This is a genomic window from Roseburia sp. AF22-2LB (assembly GCF_003461125.1).
GTDB classification, from domain to species: Bacteria; Bacillota; Clostridia; order Lachnospirales; family Lachnospiraceae; genus Roseburia_C; species Roseburia_C amylophila.
Genome location: NZ_QTWM01000003.1, coordinates 184,335 through 196,356, shown reverse-complemented (window position 1 = coordinate 196,356; position 12,022 = coordinate 184,335). Strand labels below are relative to the sequence as shown.

At 42.9% G+C, this 12,022-nt stretch carries 9 protein-coding genes and 1 riboswitch; of the genes, 3 read left to right on the top strand and 6 right to left on the bottom strand.

The window, feature by feature from the left end; translation table 11 throughout:
- Positions 1 to 40: 40 nt before the first annotated feature.
- From nrdD to DWX96_RS06320, 5 genes are all read right to left on the bottom strand, one after another.
- Entirely contained in the window at positions 41 to 2,203 is a 2,163-nt protein-coding gene (nrdD, locus tag DWX96_RS06340) for an anaerobic ribonucleoside-triphosphate reductase (RefSeq protein WP_117841589.1), read from the bottom strand.
- 94 nt (positions 2,204 to 2,297) lie between these two features.
- Positions 2,298 to 4,220, bottom strand: a complete 1,923-nt coding sequence (pulA, locus tag DWX96_RS06335) for a type I pullulanase (protein WP_118057043.1) — start codon at positions 4,218 to 4,220, stop codon at positions 2,298 to 2,300.
- Positions 4,221 to 4,326: 106 nt separating this feature from the next.
- Positions 4,327 to 4,402, bottom strand: a riboswitch (cyclic di-GMP riboswitch).
- Between the two features lie 88 nt (positions 4,403 to 4,490).
- Positions 4,491 to 5,960, bottom strand: a complete 1,470-nt coding sequence (locus tag DWX96_RS06330) for a UDP-N-acetylmuramoyl-L-alanyl-D-glutamate--2,6-diaminopimelate ligase (protein WP_118057042.1) — start codon at positions 5,958 to 5,960, stop codon at positions 4,491 to 4,493.
- A gap of 17 nt (positions 5,961 to 5,977) precedes the next feature.
- Positions 5,978 to 6,838 (bottom strand): diaminopimelate epimerase, encoded by an 861-nt coding sequence (dapF, locus tag DWX96_RS06325; protein WP_022243023.1) that lies wholly within the window; start codon positions 6,836 to 6,838, stop codon positions 5,978 to 5,980.
- Positions 6,839 to 6,874: 36 nt separating this feature from the next.
- On the bottom strand, positions 6,875 to 8,059 hold the full coding sequence (locus DWX96_RS06320; protein ID WP_022243024.1) for a trans-sulfuration enzyme family protein: 1,185 nt from the start codon (positions 8,057 to 8,059) through the stop codon (positions 6,875 to 6,877).
- A gap of 207 nt (positions 8,060 to 8,266) precedes the next feature.
- On the opposite strand from DWX96_RS06320, the gene DWX96_RS06315 reads away from it, so the two are divergent.
- The 3 genes from DWX96_RS06315 to DWX96_RS06305 all read left to right on the top strand — a co-directional run bounded on the left by DWX96_RS06315 (position 8,267) and on the right by DWX96_RS06305 (position 11,555).
- Positions 8,267 to 9,100: an AraC family transcriptional regulator gene (locus DWX96_RS06315; RefSeq protein WP_118057041.1), complete on the top strand. Its 834-nt coding sequence runs from the start codon at positions 8,267 to 8,269 to the stop codon at positions 9,098 to 9,100.
- A 225-nt stretch (positions 9,101 to 9,325) separates the two neighbouring features.
- Positions 9,326 to 10,489, top strand: a complete 1,164-nt coding sequence (locus DWX96_RS06310; protein WP_118057040.1) for an SLC13 family permease — start codon at positions 9,326 to 9,328, stop codon at positions 10,487 to 10,489.
- 205 nt (positions 10,490 to 10,694) lie between these two features.
- Positions 10,695 to 11,555, top strand: a complete 861-nt coding sequence (locus DWX96_RS06305) for a class I SAM-dependent methyltransferase (RefSeq protein ID WP_118057039.1) — start codon at positions 10,695 to 10,697, stop codon at positions 11,553 to 11,555.
- A gap of 165 nt (positions 11,556 to 11,720) precedes the next feature.
- On the opposite strand, the gene DWX96_RS06300 is transcribed toward DWX96_RS06305, so the two are convergent.
- Positions 11,721 to 12,017, bottom strand: coding sequence for a hypothetical protein (locus DWX96_RS06300; RefSeq protein ID WP_117697786.1), 297 nt, complete (start codon positions 12,015 to 12,017; stop codon positions 11,721 to 11,723).
- Positions 12,018 to 12,022: the final 5 nt, after the last annotated feature.

The window sequence follows — 12,022 nt, the reverse complement described above, 5'->3', positions numbered from 1 at the left end:
ATGGAGCCAGCTTTAAAGTACTCCTTTTTCTAAATTTTCTTTATAAATGTAATACACGGTCTTTGATTTCCTGAGTTCTTCCCTGATTCCAGAACTGGGTTCCGATATAACCACAGGTACGTCTTGCCACGTTCATCTTATCCTGGTCACGGTTACCACAGCTTGGGCATTCCCACACCAGCTTGCCGTATTTGTCTGTTACAATTTTAATCTCGCCATTGTAACCACATTCCATACAATAATCACTCTTGGTATTCAGTTCTGCATACATAATATGGTCATATATATAACGAATGACAGACAGTACTGCCTCAATATTATCCTGCATATCCGGCACTTCCACATAGCTGATTGCGCCGCCCGGGGAAAGCTCCTGGAACTTTGCTTCAAAACCAAGCTTCTTGAATGCGTCAATGTGCTCTGTTACATGGACATGATAGCTGTTAGTAATATAACTCTTATCCGTAACGCCCGGAATAATTCCGAAACGCTTCTGTAAACATTTTGCAAATTTATAGGTCGTAGACTCAAGCGGTGTCCCATATACACTGAAAGCAATATTTGTCTCTGTCTTCCACTTATCGCAGGCATCATTTAAATGCTGCATCACTGCCAGTGCAAATGGTGTTGCTTCCGGATTAGTATGGGATTTACCAGTCATATAACGGGTACATTCACACAATCCTGCATAGCCTAAAGAAATAGTGGAATAGCCGCCATATAAAAGCTTGTCTATGGTCTCGCCCTTCTTAAGACGGGCCAGTGCACCATACTGCCAGAGAATCGGTGCCACATCAGAAGGCGTTCCCTTCAGACGGTTATGTCTTGCCATCAACGCACGATAGCATAATTCCAGACGCTCATCAAAAATTTCCCAGAAACGGGTCATATCTCCGCCGGAGGAACATGCAATATCCACCAGATTCAGTGTTACGACACCCTGATTGAACCGTCCGTAATATTTCGGCTTTCCTTCTTCATCTTTGTATACACTTAAGAAAGAACGGCAGCCCATACATGGATAGCAGTTGCCCTCTTTCAGCTGTTTCATGATTTTTTCTGAAATATAATCCGGTACCAGACGCTTTGCGGTACATTTTGCAGCCAGCTCTGTCAGATAATAATACTTGGAATCCGGCTCAACATTGTCTTCTTCCAACACGTAAATCAGTTTTGGAAATGCCGGTGTAATGTAGATGCCCTGCTCATTTTTCACACCAAGAATTCTCTGCTTCAAGACTTCTTCAATGATAGCTGCCAGGTCATCCCTTACCTGTCCTTCCGGTACTTCATCAATATACATAAATACGGTTACAAACGGTGCCTGTCCATTGGTTGTCATCAATGTGATCACCTGATACTGAATCATCTGGACACCACGTTTGATTTCATCTTTGACACGAATCTCAGCTACTTTATTAATCTGTTCTTCTATTAATTCCAGTCCTGCCGCTTCAAATTCCGCTGCTACCTGACGACGGAATTTCTGACGGCTCACATTGACAAATGGTGCTAAATGTGCCAGCGAAATACTCTGTCCCCCATACTGGGAACTTGCAATCTGGGCAATGCTCTGGGTTGCAATATTGCAGGCAGTCTCAAAGCTCTTTGGCTTATCAATCATGGTCTCACTGATTACCGTACCATTCTGCAGCATATCCTCCAAATTAACCAGACAGCAGTTATGCATATGCTGTGCAAAATAATCGGAATCGTGGAAATGTATAATTCCCTGCTCATGGGCTTCTACAATATCCTGTGGCAGCAGGAAGCGCTTGGTAATATCCTTGCTGACTTCTCCTGCCATATAATCACGCTGCACACTGCTTACAGTTGGATTTTTGTTGCTGTTTTCCTGCTTTACTTCCTCATTCTTGCAGGCAAGCAGCGTCAGAATCTGGTCGTCGGTAGAATTGGTCTTCCTTACCAGAGCACGTTTATAGCGGTAAGTGATATAATTTCTGGCTACCGTATACGCACGCTGATTCATAATCAGGTTCTCCACCAGATCCTGAATCTCTTCTACGGTTAATGCACGGTTCATGGTATTACATGCCTTCTCCACATTTTCACCAATGGCATTAATCTGTGCCTCTGTCATACGCTCGCTGTCTACCACACTTTCATTGGCTTTACACACAGCCGCTAAAATCTTCTCTTTATCAAATATAACTTCCGTCCCGCTTCTCTTAATGATTTTCATATTCGCACCCCTATTCAAAATAATTCATTTTCAACGCGTATACTATATATTGTATCAGATTAAATTATCTTTTCAAGGTATTGTGCCAAATTGTTTATTCTTTTTCTAATACAAGAGCGGAAAGCGGCTCTACATCGGCCTTTTCGGAAATAATTTTTTTGCCGTCTGCACCTGCCGTTTTGTCATCCACCAGAATTTTCCATTTTCCTTCCGGCAAATTATACAAAATCTCTTCATCATTTCCGTTGAATATTACCAAAATGTTTTCTGGTGTATCATCTGCACCTTTTCCCTTTAAAAGATATGCCACAACATTTTCCGGTGTATCTAATAAGAAGCAGAGATTCTGTGTCATTTCCGCTTCACTCTGCATACGGAATACCGGATGGGCTTTCCGCAGTGCCATCAAGCCCTTATAGTATGCTATCATATCCGGATATTCATGTATATTATCCCACTTGATGCTGTTTACCGCATCCGGCATATTATAGCTGTTTTCTGCAAAACCTTTTTTCTCCGGCAGCGGTTTGCTGCGGAGGAATTCTTCACCTGCCTGGATAAAAGGCACACCCTGGGAAGTAAATACAATGGCTGCGCACAACCGGTTCATGGCTTTCTTCTTTTCTTCCGATGCCTCCGGGCAGGAGACGGATAATTTATCCCACAGGGTATAGTTATCATGACAGGAGACATAATTAATACTCTGTCCCGGCTCTTTCGCCCACGGCTTACTGCCATAGGCATCATAATCTACCTGTGGATGTGCGACTGCTCCTGTAATGCCATAGCGCAATGCATTTTCCAGATGGGTGCCGCCATTAACGAAGCCCAGATGATCATCATAGAATACGCTTCCTTTTATGGTATCACGGATGTCATCATTGAACATGCCGATTCCCGGCATCTTTTTCGCACTGGCTTTAAATGCACGTTTCTCCTCTGCCAGAGAAGATGGGCCACCGTTCCAGCCTTCCCCATAAAGATAAATATCCGGACGGATTTCTTTTAAACGCTCTGCAATAACATTCATTGTATCAATATCCAGAACTCCCATCAAATCAAAGCGGAATCCATCGATATGATATTCCTTTGCCCAGTAAATCAGGGAATCTACGATTAATTTCTGCACCATCGGACGGTCACTGGCCACTTCATTGCCACAGCCGGATCCGTCAGTATATCCGGTCTCATCACTTCTATAATAATAGCCCGGCACAATCTTCTGAAGGTTGGAATCATCCCTTCGATAGGTATGATTAAAGACCACATCCATAATCACTCCGATTCCTCTGCTGTGCAATGCCAGCACCATCTGTTTCATTTCCTGAATCCGCACTGTTCCATCATATGGGCTGACTGCATAAGAACCTTCCGGAACATTATAATTATCCGGATCATATCCCCAGTTATACTGTGCTTTCTGATTTTTCTCATCTACGGTCTCAAAATCAAATGCCGGAAGAATCTGTACATGTGTCACACCAAGGCCACTGATATAATCAAGTGCGGTTGCTTCTCCAAAATGATTTGTAGTATTGGCTTCCGTCAGGCCTAAGAACTTTCCATTATGAAATACGCCGCTGGATTCATCCATCGTAAAATCTCTTACACTGCCTTCATAAATCACTGCATCTACAATCTGCTCCGGATTCCGGTATTCATCCAGTTCAAATCCCTGCGGATTGGTCTTTGCAAGATCAATTACCATTCCACGCTGCCCGTTTACACCCGCTGATCGTGTATATGGATCAACTGCTTCCTGCTCTTCTCCGTGATTTACTACTGTATAGGTATAGTAGATTCCATTGCAATCGCCCTGTTTTTCAAAAACGTAAGTACCGTTTACTGACTTCTTCATAACATGCTGTTCTATGAGATTATCTCCTTCGCCCTGTTTATAAAGGTTCAGCTTCACAGATTCTGCCTCCGGTGCCCAGACCTTAAATCTTGTCATTTTCGGTGAGTATACCGCTCCTAAATCATTTCCTGTGTATACTTCATAATCAAACTTCTGCATATTTTTTCCTTTCCCTTGTTACCTGCGTACGGCTACAGAAAACACGCTTTGCGCATTTCTGCATAACCGAAAAAAGGAAGCTTCCGCCAATGCACGGATGCTTCCTTCTTGCAACTGGCTGTCATTTCAAAGACCCTATAGCTTTGCGTCACAGGCTTTCACCTGTTTTGCTGATACGTAATCTTTATTATAATAGTGGCACAATTATAAGTCAATGACTCCGGTTACTTATTGCTATTCTTATATTTCAGTACAATTCACATATGTGAATTATAAATTTAACTCTTTTTTTATTTCGGCAATTGCTTCTCTTTCATCAAAATGATATTTTACACCTTTGATTTCCTGATAATCTTCATGACCTTTTCCAAGGAGCACTATCATATCACCCTTTTTGGCATTTTCGATACAATATTTGATGGCTGCCTTGCGGTCATCGATTTCGATATATTTTCCGTTGCTCTTTGCAAGGCCAATCTTAATATCGTTGTTGATGTCGCGGATTTCTTCATCTCTTGGATTATCACAGGTCAGCACGCTTAAATCTGCCAGTTCTCCTGTCACTTCTCCCATGTCATAGCGGCGCAGCTTGGAACGGTTTCCACCGCCACCATAGACACAGATTAAACGTTTCGGATGATACTCTTTTAATGTGGTAAGCACGCTTCTTGTGCTGACTTCATTATGGGCATAGTCTATAATTACCGTAAAATCTTTGGAAACCGGAACCAATTCCACACGGCCTCTGACTTTTACTTTATCCAGTCCCCGTAAAATTGCCTCATCGGAAATTCCTGCCAGATGACAGGTCAGCATGGTTACCAGTGAATTGTATACTGAAAAGCTTCCCGGAATATGAACCACTGCATAAACATTCATACAGCCGGTAGTGGTAAAATGCATGCCAATCTGTCCCTCTTCATCCAGATAGCCAACAGCTCCCGCCATCAGGTCTGCGTCTTTCTTACAGGAGAAGGTATGAAGCTTACAGGTATGATTTTTGATTATTCCATCTACGTGCTCATCATCTGCATTTACGATTCCCTCTTTGCACTGACGGAATAAGAGACTCTTGCATTCCTGATATTCTTCAAAGCTAGCATGCTCATTTGGTCCGATATGATCCGGTGATAAGTTGGTAAAGATTCCATAATCAAATACAATTCCTGCCACGCGGTGCATCTTAAGTCCCTGGGAGGATACTTCCATTACTACATATTCACAGCCGGCATCTACCATGGCACGGAACATCTTATGTAATTCATAAGATTCCGGTGTGGTATTCTTTGCCGGAAGCTTTTCCTCCCCAATCAGGGCACCGATGGTTCCAATCAGTCCGACTTTCCTGCCGGCTTCCTCTAAAACGCTCTTTATCATATAAGTAGTAGTGGTCTTTCCTTTGGTTCCGGTCAGTCCAATGGTGGTAAGCTCTCTGTCCGGGTGTCCAAAGAAAGCAGCCGACATAATTGCCAGGGCATAACGGGCATCTTCTACCTGAAGAACCGTACAACTCTCCGGGATATCGACTTCTACTGCATGCTCTACTACAAGGGCGGAAGCACCTTTCTTTACCGCATCTTCAACAAAGTCATGTCCGTCTACAACAACTCCTACCATACAGACAAATACGGTGTCTTTTTCTACTTTTCTCGAATCATAGATAATATCACTGATTTCTTTCTCCATCTCTCCCTGCAGGCAGGTATAGGTCAATTCTTCACATATTTCTGCTAATTTCATACTTCTCTCCTAATGTATTATTCCGCTGTTCCGATAATGTGGCTTGCATCAATTTCCGATTCAAATACCGTATGGGAAGGTCCGGTCATAAACATATGTCCGCTTTCTTCCTCCCACTCAATATAGAGCGGTCCGCCAATCTGCTCTACCGTTACTTTCCGGTCTAAGCGTCCGGTTAATACGCCGGCTACCACTGCAGTACAGCATCCGGTTCCGCATCCGATAGTCTCTCCGGTTCCTCTTTCCCATTCCCGGATTTTCACATAATCCCTGCGCACAAATTCCACAAAAGTTACATTGGTCTTATTGGTAAAAAGCTCTGTCATATGTTCAATGGTTTTTCCGTATTTTTCTACATCAAGGTCTGCCACGCTGTCTACATACATGGCACAATGCGGGTTGCCCCATGATACTGCCGTAATATGGAAGGTCTTATCCAGTACCTGTACCGGCTGCTCTACAAATTCATCCAGCTTTGTGTTGACCGGAATCACTTTTGCAGACATTCTCGGTGCTCCGATATCTGCTCTGATATTGCTTACCAGACCGTCTGTTACAGTCAGGTTCAGATGCTGCATGCCGCCTAAGGTTTCAATTACAAGATCTGTCTTATCCGTCAGTCTGTGATCGTATACATATTTTCCTACGCTGCGCAATGCATTTCCACACATCTCGCCCTCTGTTCCATCCGGGTTAAACATCCGCATCCGGAAATCCCCTTTTTCGGACGGACAAATCAATACCATTCCGTCAGAACCAATGGCAAAATGCCGGTCACTTACGAATCTCGCAAGCTCCGGCAGATTGTCAAGATGCTGATGAATGGCATCGATATATACATAATCGTTTCCAAATGCCTGCATCTTTGTAAATTTCATTTATTTTCTCCTTGCTTTCTCTTTCCTTTATTTTTCTTAAGCATTCATTGCCCGGTCTAAATCTGCAATGATATCATCCACATTTTCAATTCCTACTGACATACGAAGGAAGCAGTCTGTAATACCCAGCTTCTCTTTCACATCAAGTGGTGTATCCTCATGAGTCTGTGTGGTCGGATATGTGATTAGGGTCTCTGTTCCACCAAGACTCTCTGCAAACATAATCATATCTACATTTTTAAGAATCTTCTTAACGGTCTCATAGCTGTCTACGGTAAAGGAAATCATTCCGCCAAATCCTGTGGTCTGACGGCAGGTTACTTCGTAATCCTTATGGTCTTCAAAACCAACATAATATACTTTCTTTACCTTCGGCTGTGTACGAAGCCACTCTGCTACCTTCCTGGCATTCTCATTGTGACGGTCCATACGGACTGCAAGGGTCTTGATTCCCCTTAATACCAGCCAGCTGTCTAACGGTGCCAGCTGGCTTCCATGGGATTTGATATGGATGTGAATCTTATCTGCGATTTCTTTGTTATCTTTTACCACGACGATTCCGGAAATAGTGTCATTGTGTCCCCCCAGATATTTTGTTGAACTGTGAGTTACAATGTCTGCTCCCAACTGCAGCGGTTTCTGGAAATATGGTGTTAAAAATGTATTATCTACCACGGTTAATGCTCCGATGGATTTTGCAATTTCAGAAATGGCATGAATGTCTGCCACCTTCATCATCGGATTGGTCGGTGTCTCAACGAAGAACATTTTTGTATTCGGGCGGATAGCTGCCTTTACTTCGTCTAATTCAGACATATCTACATAAGTATGCTCGATTCCATATTTTCCAAATACATCTCCAATGATACGGAAGGTTCCACCATAAATATCATCGGAAAGAATTACATGCTCGCCCGGATTTAATAAGGAAAATACTGCCATATTCGCAGCCTGTCCGGAAGAAAATGCAAATCCCTGGATACCGCCCTCTAAAATTGCCATGGTACGCTCTAATTCCTGTCTGGTCGGATTCTCAAGACGGCTATAGGCAAATCCTGTTGTCTGTCCTAATTCCGGATGGCGGAAGGTTGCTGCCTGAAAGATTGGCATGCTGACTGCGCCGGTTAATGGTTCCGTTCCTAATGCTCCATGTACTGCCTTGGATTCAAAATGTAAATCCTCTTTTGTACTGTAATCGGTATAGTTGCTGAAGTTTTTCATATTGTTACCGCCTTTCTTCGTCTTAATTACCCACCAGATATTTTCATTTCTAACAGGACAACCGTCTATTGATGCACTTGTCCTTTTTCATATATCAATTATTATACCAACATTTTATTGAAATTGATAGTAAAATAATGCTTTCCTTATTGCAAATCGTGCTTTATACTGTCCATAGATTGATTTTGTATATAGGATGTGATTTTTATGAAAAAATATGAGAAAACCGGATATCTTCATCATGACTTTAAGATATTTCACCTGACTGACCACGAAATGTCTGCCTACGACTTTCATTATCATGATTTTCACAAACTGCTCTTTTTCCTAAGCGGCAATGTCACCTATTGTATTGAAGGAAAATCCTACCAGCTTACCCCGGGGGATCTGGTTCTTGTCCGTGCCGGTGAAGTCCACCGTCCAATCATTCATGACACCACACCCTATGAACGGATGATTATTTATGTTTCCCCGGATTTTACAGTTACATCATCCGATAAGACTATTTTCTTAAACCAGTGCTTTCTTCCGGATGCTGCCATGCCGTCCAATGTCCTGCACTTATCCGGCATGAAGGAACGGCGGCTCTTAGATACCATGACAGAGCTTGTCCACTCTTTTTCCGAAGACAGCTTTGCCAATGAGATTTACCAGAATACGCTTTTCTTAGAATTTATGATTCACTTAAACCGGGCTGCCTTATCCGGCACTCTGCAATATGAAGATTCCTTTCAGGCAAATGAAAAGATTCTGTCGGTTCTTACCTATATGAATGAACATCTGACGGAAGATATTACGGTGGATTCTTTAGCCGAGCACTTTTTTACCAGCCGCTATTATCTGATGCACTCTTTTAAAGAGCAGACCGGATATACCATCGGAAATTATCTTTCCACGAAACGGCTTCTCTTTGCCAGGGATTTAATCAGCTCCGGCACTGCGGTAACCGATGCCTGCTTTGCCTGCGGCTTTCACAATTATTCTACTTTTCTTCGTGCCTATAAGAAGCAGTTTGGGAAATCCCCGCGGGAAATGATTTAGGTGCTGCGAAAGAATAACATTTTAACAGAAATTTCTTTGCTATTTGAAGTAGGTGTGTTTATGTGCGTCAAAATACCAGTAGTTCTTAATATTATGTTTTGCTTGTCTGCAAGCAGTCTTTCCGTTGCTTTGACATAAGATACTTTACATAACAAAGAAATTATTAGCAAAATGTTATTATCTTTCGCAACTGCCTAAGATATGATTTCATAGAAGGAGATCTGTATGTTTACAAAAGTAAAAGATTTTTTCAAAAAAGAAACCGTCTGCTGCATTGCTTTCCTGCTGGCAGTTGTATCCATGTTTTTTATTCCACCATCCGTAAATTACTTTTCTTATATTGATTTCCGGGTACTGGCTCTTTTATTCTCCCTGATGGCTGTGGTAAGGGGGTTTTCTTCGATTGGCGTTTTTACCCGGCTTGGAACCATGCTCCTTCATAAGGTGCATTCCCTGCGGACACTGGCATCCCTTTTTGTCTTTCTCTGCTTCTTTTTCAGTATGCTGATTACCAACGATGTTGCCCTGATCACTTTTGTGCCTTTTACAATTCTGGTACTGTCGATGGCTGACCAGCGACAGGCATTGATTCCGGTTATTGTCTTAGAAACGATTGCTGCCAATCTCGGCAGTATGCTGACTCCCCTTGGCAATCCGCAGAATCTCTATCTGTATACAATTTCCGGTCTGTCTCTATGGGATTTTATCCGGATTATGCTGCCCTATTCCGCTGTATCCGCCCTGCTGCTCATCCTTTTCCTGCTGGTTCTTCCAAAAGTCTCTTTCCAGGCAGGCAATTTTTCTGCAGTCCAAACGGAATCTTCCGCCTGTTCCACTGATAAGCCAGCCTCTTCCCGCAGTCACAGGAATCCCCGGATTCTGTTTGCCGCTTATTGCATTCTTTTTCTGATATGCCTTCTGACGGTACTGCACATTCTGCCATTTCAGATAATGCTGCTTATCGTTTTCTTTGGTTTTCTTATTCTTGATTACCATGTGTTAAAAGATGTGGATTATTTTCTGCTGCTTACCTTTCTTTGCTTCTTCATCTTTATCGGAAATATGAAGCAGATTTCCCTAGTACACGAACTGATTTCAAAGCTTTTGGTCCACCATGAAGTTCTGATGGGTATTGGTGCCAGCCAGATTATCAGTAACGTGCCTGCTGCCATCCTGCTTTCCGGCTTCACCGATGATTATTCTGCCCTGCTGATTGGGGTAAATCTCGGCGGCCTTGGTACTCTTATTGCTTCCTTGGCAAGCCTTATTTCCTTTAAATTCTATGCCAATAGTAATGGAAGCGATACAAGGCGGTTTCTTGGGATTTTCACCCTCTACAATGTGATTTTTCTTGGAGTCCTCTTTATTCTTTCACTTATTCTCTGCTGATTTTCACAGGCAGTTGTGAAAAAGATAGAACTTTTACCCGAATCAGTGAAATACGATTGCGGTAATCTATTCCCTTTTCACAACTGCCTGTGATTTTTAAACAGGAATAAGTTGACGGAACATTTTCCCCCTTATATAATAGGATGCAGATGTCTTAAGACAAAACAGAAAATATTTGATACCAGAAAATATTGGAGGAAATACTATGTGGCTTGCAGATAACTGGAAAGATTATGAAGTAATAGACTGTTCAAAAGGTGAGAAATTAGAGCGTTGGGGTGACTATATCCTGGTACGTCCAGACCCACAGGTTATCTGGGATACGCCACGCAAAGAAAAAGGCTGGCATAAAATGAACGCCCACTATCACCGCAGTAAAAAGGGCGGCGGCGAATGGGAATTCTTTGACCTGCCACAGCAGTGGAGTATCCACTACCGTAACCTTACTTTCCAGTTAAAGCCTTTCAGTTTCAAGCACACAGGTCTTTTCCCGGAGCAGGCTGCTAACTGGGACTGGTTCTCTGAACTGATTAAGAAAGCTGGAAGACCAGTAAAAGTCTTAAATCTTTTTGCCTATACCGGTGGTGCCACGATTGCTGCCGCAGCAGCAGGTGCATCCGTTACCCATGTAGACGCTTCAAAGGGTATGGTTACCTGGGCCAAGGAAAATGCTGCTTCTTCCGGTCTTACAGATGCACCAATCCGCTGGATTGTAGACGACTGTGTCAAATTCGTAGAACGTGAAATCCGCCGTGGCAACCACTACGATGCCATCATTATGGATCCGCCATCCTACGGCAGAGGTCCAAAGGGTGAAATCTGGAAAATCGAAGAATCTATCCATCCGCTGGTCAAACTCTGTGCACAGCTTCTGGTGGACAGACCTTTGTTCTTCCTGATTAATTCCTATACTACAGGCTTACAGCCGGCGGTTCTCTCTTACCTTATCGGAACAGAGCTAAAACGTTTCTCTGGCAAAGTCACAGCCGACGAAATCGGTCTTCCGGTCAGTTCCAACGGACTTACACTTCCTTGTGGGGCTTCCGGACGGTTCGAGGGGATTTAAATTTAATGCAAGAAAAGCTGCCATCGGCAGCTTTTCTCATTACTTTCATCAGCGTAAGTTTTTTATATATAAATCAGATACAAATTTGCATTTCCATTAACCGTCAAAAAGGCATGACGTTAATCCGTCATGCCTTTTCATTCCTATCCTTTTCGAATCTGCTCATTAATAATCTTCATGTCCAATAAACTTGCACTTAGCAATATATCCACCACACCAGATGGCTCCTGCCACTGTTACAGACAACAGACACTTGAATACCGCCAGTGCGATGATTCCAATTGTAAGATTTCCTGCAAAGTATGCAGAAACCACCCCCTGTATCGGTTTACATAACATAAGCCAGCCTCCCACATAAAGGGCTAGCAGCGTTCCAATGACAGAACAGAGTGTTCCGATCATCAGTCTCAGTGTTTTATGGCTAATCTGTGTTTCCTCTGCCTGTTTTGTAACTTCTTTCATCCTAA